The sequence below is a fragment of the Paenibacillus monticola genome (assembly GCF_009664975.1).
Taxonomy (GTDB): domain Bacteria; phylum Bacillota; class Bacilli; order Paenibacillales; family Paenibacillaceae; genus Paenibacillus_AQ; species Paenibacillus_AQ monticola.
On the sequence record NZ_WJXB01000001.1, the window covers coordinates 19,377 to 38,057 of the forward strand.

Below are 18,681 nucleotides of genomic sequence, written 5' to 3' on the forward strand. Positions count from 1 at the left end.
CCTATCCATCTATCTTCAATCCAGGCATTGGTCTCCAAGGAAAAATATATATTGTGTGATGATAGTCAGTCTAGTAGTTGCAATAATACTGTATTCGACAACAACACTTTCAGAAAAGACACCAGAAATAACTGATATCCCAGCCTTACTTGTATGGCTACTCGGGCATGCGATATATGGATGGATTCTGGGATGGCTACTTAGAAAGCAAGATTAGCAGATAGTGAATATAATTATTCACGAAATGAGGAACATTTATGAGGATAAAGCCATTACAGAGTCTCCAGCACCTACAAGACGCTTATTCTTCCTTATGTGGGTTAACGATAATGATTATGGATCAGGAGGACAATCGACTAACAGAGCCATCGGGTCTATCAGAGATTGTGAAACTTCTTCTTGGGTACCAAAAGAAGTCGATTGAGGATTCCATCTTAAATATTCTAGATAAGGTTAAAGACATTCAGAAACCGATTGTGTATGAAACTATTACTGGATTTAAGCTGTTGATCGCCCCCATAAGAGTAAAAGAACAAACACCCTATTACATCTTTGCAGGTGCCATCGTAGATGAGAGCAATCTTGAGCTCATCGAAAGCAGGATTTTTGAGGATTTGCCTGCGCAGGTATGGGAGACATGGAAAGCTGCATTGGTTCAAACGCCAACCTATGGACAGAAACAGGTGGGGAAGGTTCTTATTCAGCTTGAAGAACTAGCAGAAATGATCCGATTACTGCTTGATCGAGGCGTGGAGAAAGGAAAACACGCAAATCGGTTACAGCTATTAAATCTTGTACATTTGATGGATTCAGGTGATCCTAAATGGCTGCAAGGCGTATTAGGTGTATTTACCCGTGTTATGGGCCTGGAGTTCGCTGGATTTGCCCGTAATCTGATAAATGAAGAACAATATACCGTAATAGAAACGATTGGTTTTAAAGAAAATGCAACGATACAAGATGCGTCATTTTCTCTTGGGGAAGGATTTCTGGGGCAGATCGGGCTTACCCGGCAGATGGGGTATTGGGAGAGATCTGATTGGGACCCTAGGGTGTCTTTTTTTACAAAGCGGGGAATTGAGCCAAAGGTTATCATTTGTTATCCTATTAAATATCAGAATCTCTTCTTTGGATTGTTATTTGGCGGAGATTCATCCGTACAAGAGCTCACAGAGGAGCAAGCGGATACAGGGGCGCTGTTAGCCAACCAATTAGCTGCTGATTTCTATTATTTGGAGAATGAAGCCTACAACGAACGACGTAAAATACGTATGAAAGCCTTTGAAGAAATTACTCAAGGGATTCTAGGTATTAAGGATAAGGAAGCCTTCTTCCAGATGCTGATAGACTCTATACAACGGACGGTTCAAACCTCCTTTATCAGTATGTTATTAAAAGAACCAAAAGAGAAGGAAACGAGTGTATATCTCTGTTCGAATCGTTCGGAGGAATGGGGAATTACTTATGTGGAAAATGCTGAATTAACGTACTTCAAGGCAGGAAGTTCAGGCTTAAGAATGCTTCGGAAGCCCTTGTATCGGCAATGGAATGGAGTAGAATTACTGGAGCTGCCCCTTGTTTTTGAACAAAAACTCTTCGGTGTGGTAGGACTGGTATTAGAAGGCGATGTTAAACATATGGAGAACATGCCCTTCCTTAATGCTATAAATGCTATCGTGTTAACAAAGCTGCAACTCGAAACCGGACTAACCACAGTATCAAAAGCAGATACGGTAACCCTATTACATCAGAACTTGCTGATCCTGAATCCAGAAGCCTTTTACAAGGCAATGAAGGTCAAGGAGCTGGCGCAGAGTTTCCTTAAACACATGAATGGTTCGCATGAAGAGATCGAAAGGATCGCTCAGGCGAGTTTACTTTCTGATTATGAACCTGCCTTGTTGTCATCCTGTATTGGAGAAACCTCTGTGGTGAGTCTGCTGCGAGAAGTTCGCCAATATAGGTCCGGTAAGAAAAATGAAGCTGCAGGTGCTGAACCTGAGACTTTGCTTGGGAAGATTCTACTTATTGTGATCTGGTATTGTGAGCACGGGGATAAGGAGAAGACATGGATATTAACGCTGCCCATTTCCATAGATGAATCCCTACTACGATCCTTTGAATACTTCTTGTCTAGCCAGACGGAGTTGGGAGCACCACCCTTACTTGAGAGTAGAGGTCGCCTTACACATCGGGAAAATGAGATTCTGAACAATGTTTTACATGGCCTGACCAACCTGGAAATTGCCGAGAAGTTATTTATTAGCACACATACGGTCAAGAATCATATCACCAAGATTTTTGGGAAGCTGGAGGTTAATGGTCGTGCTCAGGCGATAGCAAAGATATATCAAAAAACGAGTTGGGCTGATCCCACACAAAAGCGATAGGTTCCGCATACAGCGGACTGTCGTTTTTTTTTTTTTTGCGTGTCTAGAGGCACACAGGGTCTAGTTGCTGATTAGGTAGGAATGAGTTCCTATAGGGCTAGTGAGAACTGTGTCGAAAATAGGAAAAAAAGGGGATAGGATTAAAGGCCCACAAAATCGCATAATGAGGATAAATAATCCAATATAGAAAAGTAAAATAGAAAATTCCAGGGGAGTGTTTCGCTTGAAATTAAATATCCGCACTAAATTACTGGGGAGTTTCATTATTGTTGTATTGTTGCTTGTTGCTATCAGTTGGTTGTCTATTAACAAAATGGGGCTCATGAATAACGATTCACAGATGCTGAAAAATAAGAATGTACCTGGGTTAGCACTAGTAGGAGAGATAAGTACTAACTTGTATAAGCTTCGTGGCGATCTGTTTAAGGTTATTCTTGAAACGGATGATACTGAACTTGGAAAAGTTGAGGGGATGATCGCAGAAGATCAGACCAAGCTTGCAGACAATATTAAGTCTTATGCCATGCTCGAACTAACGGAGGAGCAAAGGTCACAAGTACTGGTGATCGAGCAAAGCCTTAAAAACTACAATTCAATAGTACCAGAGGTTATCAGTTATGGCATTGCAAATGACTTCACGAATGGATACAAAGTACTTGTAAGAGGAATGGTTGATTTGCAATTGGCGATTGATACCACAGAACAAGCGGTTGCAAGTGTTACTGACGGAGCAAATGTAAGGGTTGAAAGCATTGTGAGCAACTATACCTCAGGCAGTGAAACTATCATTATTTTTGCCGTTATTGCTGTAATCCTTGCCATTGTGCTTGCTTTAATCATCTCACAAGGAATCGTAGGCTCTGTATCCAAACTACTGGCTCTGATGGTGAAGATGGCAAGTGGCGATCTTAGAGAAAATATGAATGTTAAGAGCCGGGATGAATTTGGGAAGCTTGCGGATGCGGTGAATGCTATGATTGTAAGCTTAAGAAAATTAATTGGGAATACAGTTGAGTCGGCTCAGAATGTTGCGGCTTCGTCACAAGAGATATCAGCGACAATAGAACAGATTTCTGATGGAAGTCAGTCCCAGGCACAATCCGCACAGAATATCAGTGAATTAACCCAAGAGCTCTCTAAGGCCATCAATGAAGTTGCGAAAAATGCAGAGCAAGTTTCAGAATTGTCGGCCGAGACTAAGCTGGGTGCAGAGGAAGGCAGCAGATCCGTCAGAGAATCCAGTCTTGGGATGAACAAATTGTCTGAGAAAATGGGGATTCTGGAGCAGGATTCTCATAAAATCGGTGAAATCATTGAGGTTATTAACGAAATAGCAGAACAAACAAATCTGCTAGCCTTGAATGCAGCAATTGAAGCTGCCCGTGCCGGGGAACAGGGTCGAGGATTTGCCGTGGTCGCAGATGAGGTTCGTAAGCTTGCGGAGCGGAGCAGTGAGGCTACGAAACAAATTGCCCATATTATTCGGGGAATGCAGCAAAATACGGTGCTGAGTGTCCAAGCTGTTAGTGAAGCCTCCGTATTATCGGATAAAACAGAGGTGTTAATAGAAGGTATCCTTTCCCGAGTGAATGAAACTTCCCAGCAGATTACCAGTATTGCTGCAGCATGTGAGGAACAGGCAGCACAAACGAATGAAGTGCTGCTCTCCGTTGAGTCCATTGCGGCAGGAAGTCAAGAAGCGGCAGCAGCAGCAGAAGAAACCGCTGCATCCTCACAGATGCTGGCAAAACTAGCAGATGAACTGAATGATTCTGCAGCTACATTTAAGCTATAAGGAGGATGGAAGCAATGACAGTGATCTCTGAGCAATATATTGTCTCCAGGTTGGGAAATGAACGGCATGCCTTTAATATTCGTGATATTAATGAAATTATCAAAATGGAGTTCATCACGGAAGTACCCAATAGCAAGCCATATATTAAAGGAGTTATCAATTTGCGCGGGAAAATTGTACCTGTGGTTAGTATGTGCAGGAGATTCGGCATCCCCGAAACACCGATTGGAAAGCTATCACGGATTGTAGTTGTCCAATATCAGAATGAAGCAACAGGTATCATTGTGGATGCGGTTGAGAAGGTGACTTCCTTTGACGATATTCAGCCTCCCGTCGATACAAATGAACCCAATGGTACCCAGTTCATGGATGGAATTGGACAAAGTGTTGATGGTTTGGTCGGGATTCTTAACATTGATAGACTGTTTGGCGAAGGGTAGCGTTTAGAGGGAGGTATAAACTAATGAATGAATTCCATAATGCAACGTACTTAGGCGTTTTTCTGGATGAAATGGAAGAGCAGCTGCAGTGTTTGGATGCAGCTCTGTTAACGCTTGAATCGGACAGTGGCAAGGAAGAAACGATTCAGACTATTTTTCGGGCAGCTCATACCCTAAAGGGATCTTCAGCGGTAATGGGGTTTCAACGCTTAAATGAGCTTACGCACCAAATGGAAAGCGTCTTTGATTTGATTCGAAATGGCCAACTGAAAGTGACCTCTGAATTATTAAATATACTTTTTGATTGTGTTGATTATATCAAGCAGCTTCGTCAATCCATACTTGGTGGAGAGATGACAGAGGGGGAAACAGAGCCGCTTCTGAAACGTTTAGAAGCTGTGCGAGATCTGCCAGTCCTACCTTCGGAGAGTTGTGAGCAAGAAGTGAGCAGAGAAGAGAATAAGGAAACATTCACTTCAAGTATTGCCTTTAATGAAGTACAAAAGGACCAAATTCAAAGTGCGCTAATCAATGGCTATGATGCCATGGCAATTTATGTTCAATTGTCTAAAGAGGCCGCTATGAAATATGTGCGTGCGAAGCTTGTACACATTAATCTGCAAGAATTGGGTGAGGTTGTAGTCTGTTCTCCAGAACTGGAATTGCTTGAGACCGATGAACAGTTTAACGGAACAATTGTGTATATCCTTATTACCCAAGAAATTCAAAAGGTTATACTTCACAGCTTGAATCAGGTTTCTCAGATTGATTCCGTTAATATTGTAGCGATCACAGATCAGAACTTAGATACGATCAGGATAGTAAGGGATGCTCTAGTGATTGAAACAACTAAAGCTGAAGTGGAAGTATCAGAGACAGGAAGATCAGAGAGTAAAGTTGAGGGCAGGGTAGAGAGTAAGGTTCAAGTGACACAAACGGTTCGTGTCGATGTAGAGCGGTTAGAGGGTCTGCTGAATTTAGTAGGCGAATTGATCATTGATAATACACGACTACGTAGTATTCGGGCCAAACTTACAGAGCATTTTAAAGATAATGGTGATGTAGCCATTTTGAATGATATTTCCAACCATTTAAGCACCGTAGTTGCTGATCTGCAGGAAGGTATGATGAAGACACGGATGCTGCCGATCGAGCATTTGTTCGGGCGGTTTCCACGGATGGTTCGGGATTTGGCCCAAAAGGCGAACAAAGAGATCGAACTTATCATTGAGGGAAAAGAGACTGAGCTAGATCGTACGCTCATTGAGGAAATTAGCGACCCTCTTATTCATATTTTGCGTAATTCGGCAGATCATGGTCTCGAACTGCCTGATGAGCGGGCAAAACTAGGGAAATCTCGTAAAGGAACTATCATATTAAGAGCCAGCCATCAAGGCAATATGATTGTGATTACGATTGCCGATGACGGTAAAGGAATTGATGTCGAAAAGGTCAAAGAAATGGCGGTTCGTAAAGGTTTTGTAACGGAAGAGGAAGTCAACCAGATGACGGACAAGGAGCTTACTTTCCTTATTTTTCGTTCTGGTGTATCCACTGCAAACCAGGTCACTGACCTATCTGGACGTGGAGTAGGCATGGATATTGTAAAGTCCCATATTGAAAAATTAAATGGTGTGATTGATATTGAAACAGTGCCTAATGAAGGTACGGTATTTACGATAAAATTACCTTTAACATTGGCAATCATTCGATCATTGTTAGTTAAGTTTGGGACAAGCACATTTGCCATACCCCTAGTAAATGTCATTGAAATATTCAGGCTGCAGGTAGCGGATATCCGCTTGGTGCAGGGTAAGGAAGTGTGTATGTTCCGCGATCAAGTACTACCGCTAGTCCGCTTGCATAATAAGCTGAATGTGCAGGAGGATACAGAACAGAATAAGGACCGTTTGTTCGTTGTTATTGTCGGTGTGGCAGATAAACGAGTTTGTCTAATTGTTGATCAAACGATTGGTAATCATGAGATTGTAATTAAACCCCTTGGGAGTTATATAGGTAATGTTCCCTTTATTGCAGGTTCGACTATTCTAGGGGATGGCTATGTGGCACATATATTAGATGTGGGTTCCATTGCCCGTGAGGTCGGATCTTATTATGAGAAGAAGGTACTGGATGCCAGAGAAGAAGCACAGCTGGAGTCACGCAATAAAAAATATGTGACCTTCCAGTTGGCAGATATGAAATTTGGAATTGCAATTAGTAAAATGAAAGAGATTGTTCCTGTCCCTGAAATTCATTCGCTGGTATCGGCTGCTCCCAATGTGTTAGGTATGATTAATTTACGAGGTTTGCTATTGCCTGTTTATGATTTACGGCGTAGATTAGGTATGGAGAATATAGAGACTTCCGCCAAGTCACGCATTCTAATCTGTGAAGTGTCAGGTCATGAGGTAGGGTTAATGGTAGATGAAGTTACAGAGGTTAGCCGGCTTTCAGAGGCTGAGCTGGAAGAAGCACCGGATCATGTACTGCGGAATTCAGATTTTCTAGAAGCCATTTATAAAAAGGAGCAGCAGTTTATCCTATTGTTAAATTTAGAGAAGATGCTTAATTTGGAATATTCCAAGAAGAAGGAAGCTGGTTAAAGTGAATATGGAATTCGATCCGGTAAACTCAGTGAATGAGAATATTCAATTATTGAATTGGGGCAAAGATGTAACCCTGAAAAATGTTGACGAATTTCGCATGGCAATTTGGAAGTTGCTGGAGAGCGATCAAAGTGAACTTATCTTGGAACTGACCGATGTGGCTTACTTAAACAGTGCTGCATTAGGAGTGATTGCAGATGCAGTTCTTTCTGCGGGGCGTTCTGACAAAGAGCTTGTGCTGGCGGGAATACAATCGACGGTGGGGGAGATTTTTCAAATCGTTCATTTTAGTACATTTATGAAAATATTCATTGAAGTTAATGATGCTTACACTTATTTCGATTCCCTTAGGGAATAAGTATATTGTTAGCATATGCCCTTCACGTGACAAATCTTAGTAAGGTCTGTCACGTGATGGTTTTTATGCATCTTAATACGATTGTGAGGGGGGATTGTAATAAATAAAATATTCAGATTTTTTATTAAATGGTACCAAAAAAATATGTTTATATTCATACTTTTAGTCTTAGTAGTGTTAAATCTGTATAATTTGGTGTTTATCGATAAAAGGTTTGGATTTGAATTTATTGTCGATCTTCTAACCCAATGTGTTATTTTAACTCCATTATTCTTTATGTACAGACAGCAAATTGCCAATACAAAGAAGCTTTTTGACAGCGAGCAGCGCTATAAATCATTATTTCTCTATGAAAATGCTGGGATTTATGTGGTTAATGGAAATGGACTGTTGGATAGTATAAGTCCAAATCTTTTGGATAGTCTCGGATATTCAGAGTCGGAAATTAATAACCAACCTTTTTCAATTCTCTTTGCTCCAGAAGATCTGGCCATGATTCAGCGGACCTTTTTAGAGATTATCAAGGGAACTACCATTTCCTCATCAAGAAAAATGAAAATCAAAAACAAATCAGGACAAAACCTTGTCTTTGATTTTTCTAGTGTAGCCCTTATGGTGGATGGGGAAATTCAAGGTGTGATTGGGTTTGCTAAAGATATAACTGAATTAGAGAAAGCTCAGGAAAAGCTCAGTGTAGTCCAAAACCAGATGAATAACATTTTTCAGAGTATCGATATTGTGCTCTGGTCTTTAGATGTTATACAGCAGAAAAGAATTATCCTGTCAGATGCCTGTGAGAAGATTCTCGGCTATACGGTTGAGGAGCATTATAGCAACCCGAATTTGTGGACAGATCGAGTCCATGAAGAGGATAAAGAAATAGTAACGGGACGAATGAATAGAGTATATAAAGAAGAATCTTCATCTTATGAAAATATAGAATACCGATTAGTTCATTTAAATGGAGAAATTCGTTGGGTGGAAAGCCGTTTATTTCCCGTTATAAATAGTAACAATCGATTGGTAGGTATTAATGGGCTTATGATTGATATTACAGATAAGAAGAGGATTGAGGAGAACCATAGAATTGATCTGGATTTAGCCAGACAGGTGCAGAAGAGCGTACTTAGTAAACCTATCTATACTCCAGTCTTTTCGATAGACGCGCGTTATGTTCCATCACAGGAGCTTGGGGGAGATATGTATGCCTGGTATCACATAGATGAACATCGGTATGGAATTCTTATCATGGATGTAATGGGCCATGGAGTTTCCTCTTCACTTATTTGTATGTCCATTCGTGCGTTGCTTAGAGGAATTATACAATCCTGCTCCAATCCTGAGGATGTGGTCAAAGAGCTGAATGATCATATGAATAAGCTATTTAGCGAAGCTATGCCAGCTACAAATTTCTTTTTCACAGCGATATATCTGATTGTAGATCATGAGAATAATTGTATAGAATATATAAATGCTGGGCATCCCAGCGGCTTGTTAATGGATGACTCCGGAGAAATTCATATCTTAGAATCAACAGGTATTCCGATCGGACTCATGCTTGACTTAAATGTGACGACCAAAATAATTCAGCTTAAAGGATCCGCCAGATTAATTCTGTACACGGACGGATTAATTGAGAATCCAGGCACGTTGATGCTAGAACAGGTTAATTCCGTGAAAAATATCATGGTTGAAACCAAATTGGAATCCATGACTGTTGTGATGGATACGTTGCTTGCTTTTAGCAACATAAATAAACAGGAAGTTCCAGATGATATATGTCTGATCTGTATGGATATTTGTAGTGAGAAGGCCTCGGAGAGAAGGTAATTAAATGCATGGAAAATTAAAATTCAATAATATTCGTTTAGGAACAAAAATGTTATTCCCCTTAATTCCACCGATTATTGCAATTATTGTCCTATCCATACTATCCATTAGCTTTATTAATCAGTTATCTAATAAACTAATTGATAATTTGTATAATGAGTCTCATGCCAGTAGTTCCTGGCTACTCAATGCAGATCGTGACTTTTATCAAGCTTTGGTTGACCAGGAACATATGACGAACTCAAAAGATGCAGGGGGAGCTAACGAGTTTAAAGCTTCTTATGAAGAAAATGTGGCACAGACGGTAGAACGAGTACATAAAGCCAAAGATATTATGAGCAAGAACAAGGAAGAGTTTCTGAAATATAAGCATGAGACATCAGGGAAAACGGCATTTGAACTATTTGATTCATTTGATAGCCAGTTTAAAGAGTGGAAGGCCCTTCCTCCCTCAGCGTCATTAACTCAATTTGAAGCAGCAAGAGAGAGTATTAATGAAATTGAAGAAATTCTGGATACGTATAGTTTGGATATTATTGCGGAAAGTGCGGATTTTGTGAGCCACGTCAAGCAAATAATGTGGATAGGATTAGCTATTGCACTTATTATTTCATTAATTATTAGTATTATTGTGATTCGTAATGTAAAGAAACGCACGGGTATTACGGTGAAGCTCATTCAAAAAACGGCGGATTTGGATTTGAAATATGATCATAATTTTGAGAAGTTTTTGAATGAGAAGGATGAATTTGCCGTAATTATTCAAGCTGAGGCTAGAGCAAGGCAAGAATTCAGAACGATTATTCAACATGTGCAGGACGAAAGTGCACAATTAGAACAGGTTATTAATACTGTAAATGTTCGAATGATAGAATTGGACGACAGTGTTCAGGATATCTCAGCAACAACTGAGCAGCTATCCGCTGGAATGGAAGAAACCGCAGCTTCCACCGAGGCAATGAATGCAACTTCTACGGAGATTGAAAGAGCCGTGGAGTCTATCGCGCTAAAAGCACAAGATGGGGCCAAATCTGCTGTAGAACTGAACACGAGAACAACTCAATTGAATAAAGACTTTCAGGAATCTCACAGTAATGGTAATCTTGCTTATCTAACTGTAAAAGAGAATCTTGAGAAAGCTATGAGTGAATCTAAAGCTGTTGAAGAAATATCCATATTGGCGGATGCTATTATTCAAATTACTTCCCAAACCAATTTATTAGCACTTAATGCAGCTATAGAAGCAGCTAGAGCAGGTGAATTCGGAAGAGGTTTTGCAGTGGTGGCTAATGAAATTCGCAAACTTGCCGAAAATTCCAAGCGAGCAGCTGATGAGATTCAAGAAGTTACAAATGTAGTTATACATTCAGTAAGCAATCTTAAATCGAATTCATATGAACTTTTGCGATTTTTTAATGAAAATGTTAGTGAGGATTATACTTCTATGCTTAACGCCACAGAGCAATATGCCAAAGAAGCCTATGCTAACGATGACCGTTCGACTGATTTAAGCGCAACTACTCAACAATTACTGGCATCCATAGAGAGCTTAGTGACTTCAACCAATGAAATTGCCAGTGCAGCGGATGAAGGTGCAAGTGGAACAAGTAATATTGCCGAAAAGACGATGTTGGCTGCCATGAGTGCTTCAGAAGCTCTAAACGAAATGAAAACTTCGAAGTTGAGTATTCAAACGCTTGTTCAAGCGGTTGCTAAATTTAAGGTTTAGTTCATTTCCAGAAATCATGACTAATCCCAAATCATATGTCCTTGTCCAAGGTTGATCTCAGTAAAACCTGCCATTTGGCGGGCTTGAAACTGGATCGGCCTTTTTCTGCCGATAATTAAAATATTCTGAATGTCGGCTGCACCTTCTGCAGGCAGGGCAAACGATTTAAGATAGGGATATTGTTCGCTAAGTGTGGTATGGATGGCGTTCACTAGCGGATCATGTTCCACTTTTCCCATCAGGTTCATAATGATAGAACCACGGGAATTGAGCTTAGAATGGGTAGCGCTGAAGAATTCGCTAGTGGTTAAATGTCGCGGAGTGCCAGCCGCGGTGAAGGCATCCAGAATAATGAAATCATAAGCATTAGGTTGTTCGCTTTCCAGAATATAACGCCCATCCCCGATAACCACATTATCTTGATTGTAACCAAAATAGGTTCTGCTTAATTCCACTACTTCGGCGTCGAGTTCCGCGATCTTAAAGCGTTTTTCCGCGAAATACCCTGCGAGGGTTCCAATCCCATGCCCAATGACAAATACATCCTCAAAATAGGGCTCATTAATCTCCATCAAATGAATGATTGCTCGCGGGTATTCGAATAGGATGCGTTTCGGATGATTTAAATCCAGCGCACCTTGAATAGCTTTATTGGAGAACTCCATGACACGGAATTTCCCTTTCTCGCCATAAAGCTCGGTGGTGTCGTAAACTGTGATCTCATGGTTACTACTGTTGGCCTGAAGCATGGAATGAAGGTCTCCTTAGTGGATCGAAATTCGCTTATATTCGTTCGGAGTTACACCAACCACCCGTTTGAAGAGCTTATTGAAATAAGCAGGATCGGCATAACCGACCTCGGTTCCGATTTCGTGCACCTTCAGATCAGGAGCGCTTTTGAGCAGCTGTTTGGCTTTGCGAATGCGTATTTCGATGATGTAATCGGTAAGTGTTAATCCTGTCTCTTGCTTGAACAGCTTGCTTAAATAACTTGGGGTTAGAAACACCATGTTCGCCAGGGTATTCAGCTCTGCATGTTGGTTGTAGTTGGTGGATATCCAGCGCTTTACAGTCTCCACAGCAGTGCCGGACATCCCCAGGCGATGGGTGCGGATCTCGGAGAGAACCGTCGAGAAAATAGAGGTGAATACATTCTCGATTTCACTAAAAGACAGGCAGGACTGAACTCTTTCCTCCAAGCGTATCCTGGTAAAACCTTTGTAGACAGCCTCGAACTCCTGCAGTTCCTTAAGGGTAGTTTCCTCAAGCAGACGACAGACACGGACAATCTGCTCCGGATTGGATTGCTGTGATTGTAAGGCGGTGAATAATTTGTGAATCCATTCCATGACTCCGGCCACATTCAGAATCTGCAGTTCATGGATCAGCGGCTCCCGAAAAGCAGAAAAGAGATCATCCGTAACCGTTTCCGGCAGCTGGATCTCCTGAATATTCGCATAGTACAGATTACCTTGACTATAGATACCGGCGTCACAGGCTTGTTTGGCTTCCAGATAGGCTTGTCTAAGCTGAGCCACATCGGTATAGGTACAGCTGGAACCTACGTGCAAGATATGTTCTGGGGAGTTAATCCGGAGCTGGCTGCCGATTGTACTTAATTGCTCAGTAGTAAGAGGCTCCTCCGAATACCAAATCCAGACCTCCAGCCCTTTGTGGACTTCCAGTTTGTCAAACAGTAACTCCTTTTCTTGCCGCAGACTGCCTGTACAAGCACAGACTACTTCGGGACAACTGCCCCTGAGCGCAAATATGGTGAAAAAAGGCTGGGGCAAGACAAGACCGCTCAACAATATAGAAGACGGTTCCTCGATATGGAGCAGAGACAGCAACAGCCCGGACCGTTGGTGTTCTTCCTTGACGTGCAGAAGCCGGCGCTCTTCATCCAAACGGTAGAGCAACTCAAACAGCTGATCCTTGTTAATGGGCTTTAACAAATAGTCCACCGCTGAGCTGCGGATGGCCTCTCTGGCATAATTAAACTCGACAAACCCACTCATCAGAATAGAGCGGATCTGTGGCTGGCTGGCCTTAAGTTGCTTAATAAGCTCCAGACCATCGATTTGCGGCATGCGGATATCTGTAATGACCACATCGAAATGAAGCGTTGGTAATTCATCAAGCACATGCTTCCCATCTGGATAGGAGCCAATCACCACAAACTTAGTGCTCTCTCTACTAATCATTCGGGCCAGACCTTCGCGAATTAGGATTTCATCATCTACAATCACAATACGCAGCAATCCGGATATCCCCTTTCTTTATCTTTATTATTCTAGGTTGTTATCACTGGAAGGGTCTTTAATCCGCAGGGTGACACGGGTGCCTTCGCCAAGCTGGCTCTTTACACGTAAGCCAAATTCACTGCCATAATGAAGGCGAATCCGTTCGTTTACATTTCTTAGTCCAATGCCGAACATTTCTCCAGCAGCCCCATGGGTTAAGCTGTCGTTTAAGGAATGCAAATTGTCCTCATCCATGCCGACACCGTCATCCTCCACACAGAATACGGCATGTCCGTCTTCATTCCAAGCAGAAAGGATCAGTGTGCCTGGCCCTTCTTTGTGCTCCAAGCCATGAAAGACCGCATTCTCAACTATGGGTTGAAATACAAGTTTAATCACAGGCAGATGTTGAAAGTCTTCTGGAACATCAATGTTCAATCTGAATTTATCGGGAAAACGGATTTGCAGCAGGTGGAAATAATTTCGTACATGATCCAGCTCATGTCTGATCGTAACCGTCTCTTCACTGCGAACAATACCATACCGCATCTGAACGCCAAGCAAGTAGGTAAGCTCCGCTACGCGTGAATCATCACTGCTCTCCGCCAGCATACGGATCGATTCCAAGGTATTGTAGATAAAATGTGGATTAATCTGATTCTGCAGCGCCCGCATATCTGCTTTCTGTTTGCGCTTCTCGGTAAGCGATACTTCCTGCAGCAGATCTTTAACCCGTATAATCATCCGGTTAAAATGGCTGCCCAGCATCCCAATTTCGTCGTTATATTTGGGATGAATCCAGACGTCAAGATTGCCATGCTGCACCTGCTTCATGAGGCGAACCATGGATTTTAGTGGTTTGGTCAGCGCATGAGAAATTACTGTGGCGACGAACAATGCAAAGGCGATAATGATTAAGGTGGTGGAGATGAGCACATTACGGTTCTTCTCCACGGGGGAGAGAATGCGGGATAGCGGAATGGAAACAAGGGTTGTCCAGCCGGTTATCTTCGAAACAGTATATACCGCCAGATAAGACTGCCCGTCCAGATCCATTTGAAAATGGCCATTTTGTTTATCTACTTTTTGTAGCAATAGCTGTAGGTTAATTGCCTGCTTCTCAGCGGTTTGATCACCCGTGTCAGCACCGGCATACATTAATCCACCCTTATCGTCTATGATCATCGTATTGCCTTGGGTAACGGCGTTTACGGGATCAATAATGCCCTTGAAGAGATTGATATTGACATCGAATATGAGTATTCCGATACTTTTCAGTGTACTTACAGAGGTAACGGTTCGTAGAACGCTAAAGACTTCTCTGTGTTCATTCGAATTTACCCGGATCGTTTGTCTGCCCTGAATGACAGGAGCCGTTCCTGCAGCCAAACTAAGGGCTTTCCATTTGGCTAGTCGTTCCTCCGGGAATAGCTGATTAATGCCGGGGTTCTTGTCATAGAAAACGGAGTCAAAATGATCTACCAGATAAACGGCAATGATCTCTTCCTTGGTATGGTTCAGATAACTTAGAAACATGGCCATGTGGGTGTTCTTATCCCAGTCTGTATTGTGCTGCTCCAGATAGAACTGCACATCAGTATTATACAGCGGGAGTGCCGTATTACGCTTCAAGTCGGCAATATAACGGTCGATGGTATCCGAGGCGCTTACGGTCATCTGCCCGGCGCTATCGGTTGCATTAGCCAGAACGGAATTAAACATGGAGTGGGAAGATAGATAACTAACATAAGTGATAGGCAAAGAGATCAGAAAAATAAATACGACGATTAGTTTTCGCTCCATCGGCAGGTTGGCAAGGAATAACCACAGGTTGCGCAAGATTCTCCAGATGTATGACACCATAGCTGTTATTCCTTTCTGTCAGTCCGCCTTATTTGACTGCGCCGCTAGTTACACCTTCAAAGATATATCGTTGAAGGAAGAAATATAGAACGATTGTTGGCAGGAGAATGAGTAGAATGGCTGCACAGATTAAATTCCATTCACCCGAGTTGACCCCTTGAAAACGCATAAGCACAGTGGTGACTACTCCAAGGCTTTGCTTAGGCATATATAGGTAAGGAATGTACATGTCATTATAAATACTGATGGTCTTCAATATAATCAAAGTAGCCGTTGCTGGTGTCAGTAAGGGGAAAATGATAGAACGGTATATTTTAAACAAGGATGCCCCTTCAACCATCGCGCTTTCGTCGAGATCAACGGGTATATTACGGATGAATTGTAAGTATAGAATAATCTGGATCACATCTGCTCCAATATATAACACGATCGGAGCGCCTAGTGTGTTATAAAGACCCATATTTTTTATTATACCAAAGGTAGCGACTTGAGTCGTGATACTAGGAATGATGGTGGCTACCAGATAAGCACCGAAGACAATCGGCTTCAATTTGAAGGAGAAACGTCCCAGTACAAAAGCTACCATAGTCCCGAATAGGATGTTCAGGGTTAGTGTAATCACTATGATGATCAGTACATTGCCGAAGCCACTGAGCAGGCCTCCACGTTGAAATACGGCAATAAAGTTATCGAAATTGAGAAAGTTTTTGGGCAGAGCCATAGAACTGCTGCTATTAAATTCATCGGTGGATTTGAAGGCGTTGACAATGACCACATAAGGCGGGAACAGTACAACGAACACGCCGATAATCAGCGAGAGATATTTGAGGAAATCTGGGATGCTGAATTTAGATTTGGAATGTGTCATAGCTACTTATCTCCTCCCCGATTAAGAACTAGCTGCTGGAGCAGCAATACAAAGACTACAAAGAAGAGCAAAATAATACTCATCGCAGAGGCTAGACCATAATTGCTATAGGCAAAGGCTGTATCTACAACACGCATTACGTAGGTCTGGCTGGCACCTGCGGGACCACCCTTAGTCAGTACGAATGGCAGATCGAATACTTCCAGCGCACCGGTAACGGTTAGAAATAAGTTTAACTGGATAACAGGTTTCATATTGGGAAGTGTAATTCTCCATAGTGTCTGCATAGAGTTGGCCCCATCGATCTTGGCCGCTTCATAGATATCGCGGGGAATAGCCTGTAATGAGGCAATGTAGATGACCATGTTATAGCCCATAAACCGCCAAAAGCCAGTCGAAGCGAGTGAATAGTTAACCAGTCCATCTGTTCCAAGCCAACTCGTTTGTGCAAGACTACTCAGGCCAATGTTGTTCAAGAACACATTCAGTGAGCCATTGGTGGTATCAAATACATAACCAAACATAAAGGCAACAGCAACGCCGTTCATAATATAAGGAAGGAACAGCAGAATGCGGAAGCCCGTTTTGCCCCGCAGCTTGCCGGTCAGGATGACTGCGAAATAGATAGCAACAATGTTCTGGATAATCCCCATCGCGAAGTATGCAAAGTTATGCGTAAACACTTTGAAGATATCGGGAGTGGTGAAGACCTCTTTGTAATTAGCTAGGCCAACCCAAGGTTTCTCAGGACTATAACCATCCCAGTTCGTAAAGCTGTAATAGATCAGCTTCAGCGCCGGATAATAGGTGAATGTCCCGAGAAGAATCAAAGGAATAAGCAGGAATGACACGATAATAATAGTTTTCTGTTTATTGTAGGATAATGTTCCTAACATCGCTAAAGCCCTTCTTTCATAAAAGCATCAATTGTGACGACAAAATGGATTATCCGTAAAGGCGATAATCCATTGTGCGCCGTAGCTATACTAAACCGGAGCGTAAAACATCATCGTCAACTTAATAACCAAGGTCTTTCTTCGCTTTGGCCCAAGCCTTGTTCCATTTATCGAACACGGATTGTGGGTCTTTAGCTAGAACGAATTCTTGTACGACAGCTGGCAGATCCAGCTGTGCTTTGTTGCCGATTTCGGTTACCTTAGCATCATCTGGAGTACCTTCTTGCAAAACTACGCCAGTTGCTTGGAATTCTTTCAACTGAGCCAGTTTGGATTCCTTGCCTTTCAGCGGGGAGATAAAGCCAGCGAAGTCCTCATATCCGGAATCTTCAATCATCCATTTTACAAAAGCTTTGGCGGCTTCTACATTTTTGCTGTCTTTGGAAACAGCATAGAAGAAGTCAGGGCTAAGTGGAGCTACAGGAGTGCCGGAGTTATCATAAGGAAGTGGGAAGAATCCTACATTATCAGCAGTAGTGCCTGCACCGATAACTTGATTGATAACCCAGTTGCCTAGGAAGTACATAGCGAACTTGCCGGAAGCGATATCTTTTTTGGATTGCTCCCAGTTGGTGGAGTTGATATCTTTTTCCAGATATCCTTTTTCGTTCAATTCTCTCAACAAGCCGAGTGCTTTACCGTAACCATTGTCCATTGTGAAAGGAGTTTCTGAAGTCAGCTTTTCGTTAGGGAAATCGGCTTTGCCTTCAATGACACGAGGAACAGCGTACACCCAGTCATTCAGTGGCCATTTATCCTTGAAGTTGGAAGCCAGTGGAACGACACCGTTAGTTTTCAGCTTTTCACATGCAGCAAGGAACTCATCCCATGTTTTAGGAACTTCAGTAATGCCTGCGTCTGCGAAGGCTTTTTTGTTGTAAACGATACCAGAAGTAGAGTTCCCGCTTGTAATACCGTAGAGTTTACCGTCAAAGGACTTGAAGTCTTTGAAAGTGATTTGATCGTTCAAACCAAGATCATCAAGCGAAGCAAAATATTTTGGCAGATCAGAGTTAGGAATGGTAGGGATGAACATTACATCGGGAAGCTCACCACTGGCCATTCTAACTTTAGCCTGTTGATTATAGTCGGTTTGGGAGGCTTCAAATTCTACCGTAATGTTCGGATATTTCTCATTAAAGCGCTTTACATATTCGTCATACTCTTTGCCGATCATATCTGTTCTGTTAGTCAGGAAAGTAATTTTGCCACTAATGTCAGAACCGGCTGCTGGTTCTGCAGTTGCTGTGTCTGCTGCATTAGTTGCTACTGCCTCTGTTGTTGCTTCGGGTTTGTCCGTTGCTGCTGCGTTGTTGTTTCCATTGTTAGAGCCACAGCCTGTCAGAGATATAGAGAAAATCATAACAATAACAAAAACTAACGAAAATAACCTATTTCTCATGTAATTCTCCCCTTTTCGTTTGTTGTTAGCGTTTACATTATCATTATAGCGCTATTTTATTCGCTAATAAATGTATTCAATTATTATTTATTGTCTTTATTTGTTTTGTTTGCTGGATTATAATTAGCGTGTAAATAACAATAAGATAACAAAATACAATAAATATCAAATGTGTTCAATGAAAAGAAAGAAGACGCA

The 18,681-nt window shown here is 42.0% G+C and carries 13 protein-coding genes; 7 read left to right on the forward strand and 6 right to left on the reverse strand.

Features of this window, described 5'->3' with window-relative positions; genetic code table 11:
- The first annotated feature begins 257 nt into the window (after nucleotides 1–257).
- The 7 genes from GJB61_RS00165 to GJB61_RS00195 all read left to right on the forward strand — a co-directional run bounded on the left by GJB61_RS00165 (nucleotide 258) and on the right by GJB61_RS00195 (nucleotide 11,151).
- Nucleotides 258–2,390 (forward strand): helix-turn-helix transcriptional regulator, encoded by a 2,133-nt coding sequence (locus GJB61_RS00165; protein ID WP_154115979.1) that lies wholly within the window; start codon nucleotides 258–260, stop codon nucleotides 2,388–2,390.
- A gap of 223 nt (nucleotides 2,391–2,613) precedes the next feature.
- Complete coding sequence (locus tag GJB61_RS00170; RefSeq protein WP_154115981.1) at nucleotides 2,614–4,185, forward strand: methyl-accepting chemotaxis protein; 1,572 nt, start codon at nucleotides 2,614–2,616, stop codon at nucleotides 4,183–4,185.
- A gap of 14 nt (nucleotides 4,186–4,199) precedes the next feature.
- Nucleotides 4,200–4,625, forward strand: a complete 426-nt coding sequence (locus tag GJB61_RS00175; protein WP_154115983.1) for a chemotaxis protein CheW — start codon at nucleotides 4,200–4,202, stop codon at nucleotides 4,623–4,625.
- Nucleotides 4,626–4,648: 23 nt separating this feature from the next.
- Nucleotides 4,649–7,231, forward strand: coding sequence for a chemotaxis protein CheW (locus GJB61_RS00180; protein WP_154115986.1), 2,583 nt, complete (start codon nucleotides 4,649–4,651; stop codon nucleotides 7,229–7,231).
- A 7-nt stretch (nucleotides 7,232–7,238) separates the two neighbouring features.
- Nucleotides 7,239–7,592: an STAS domain-containing protein gene (locus tag GJB61_RS00185; RefSeq protein ID WP_154117248.1), complete on the forward strand. Its 354-nt coding sequence runs from the start codon at nucleotides 7,239–7,241 to the stop codon at nucleotides 7,590–7,592.
- A gap of 174 nt (nucleotides 7,593–7,766) precedes the next feature.
- Nucleotides 7,767–9,422, forward strand: coding sequence for a SpoIIE family protein phosphatase (locus GJB61_RS00190; protein WP_195724176.1), 1,656 nt, complete (start codon nucleotides 7,767–7,769; stop codon nucleotides 9,420–9,422).
- 4 nt (nucleotides 9,423–9,426) lie between these two features.
- Nucleotides 9,427–11,151 carry a methyl-accepting chemotaxis protein gene (locus tag GJB61_RS00195; protein ID WP_154115989.1) on the forward strand — a complete coding sequence of 575 codons (1,725 nt, stop codon included), beginning with the start codon at nucleotides 9,427–9,429 and terminating at the stop codon, nucleotides 11,149–11,151.
- Between the two features lie 20 nt (nucleotides 11,152–11,171).
- Here the strand turns inward: GJB61_RS00195 and GJB61_RS00200 are convergent, their stop codons facing one another.
- From GJB61_RS00200 to GJB61_RS00225, 6 genes are all read right to left on the reverse strand, one after another.
- Nucleotides 11,172–11,900, reverse strand: a complete 729-nt coding sequence (locus GJB61_RS00200; protein ID WP_154115991.1) for a spermidine synthase — start codon at nucleotides 11,898–11,900, stop codon at nucleotides 11,172–11,174.
- 15 nt (nucleotides 11,901–11,915) lie between these two features.
- Nucleotides 11,916–13,412: a response regulator transcription factor gene (locus GJB61_RS00205; RefSeq protein ID WP_154115993.1), complete on the reverse strand. Its 1,497-nt coding sequence runs from the start codon at nucleotides 13,410–13,412 to the stop codon at nucleotides 11,916–11,918.
- Between the two features lie 27 nt (nucleotides 13,413–13,439).
- Nucleotides 13,440–15,233, reverse strand: a complete 1,794-nt coding sequence (locus GJB61_RS00210) for a sensor histidine kinase (RefSeq protein WP_229521385.1) — start codon at nucleotides 15,231–15,233, stop codon at nucleotides 13,440–13,442.
- Between the two features lie 52 nt (nucleotides 15,234–15,285).
- Entirely contained in the window at nucleotides 15,286–16,125 is an 840-nt protein-coding gene (locus GJB61_RS00215; RefSeq protein WP_154115998.1) for a carbohydrate ABC transporter permease, read from the reverse strand.
- Nucleotides 16,126–16,127: 2 nt separating this feature from the next.
- Nucleotides 16,128–17,021, reverse strand: coding sequence for a carbohydrate ABC transporter permease (locus tag GJB61_RS00220; RefSeq protein ID WP_154115999.1), 894 nt, complete (start codon nucleotides 17,019–17,021; stop codon nucleotides 16,128–16,130).
- A gap of 121 nt (nucleotides 17,022–17,142) precedes the next feature.
- Nucleotides 17,143–18,444, reverse strand: a complete 1,302-nt coding sequence (locus GJB61_RS00225) for an ABC transporter substrate-binding protein (protein WP_420819717.1) — start codon at nucleotides 18,442–18,444, stop codon at nucleotides 17,143–17,145.
- Between the last annotated feature and the right edge of the window lie 237 nt (nucleotides 18,445–18,681).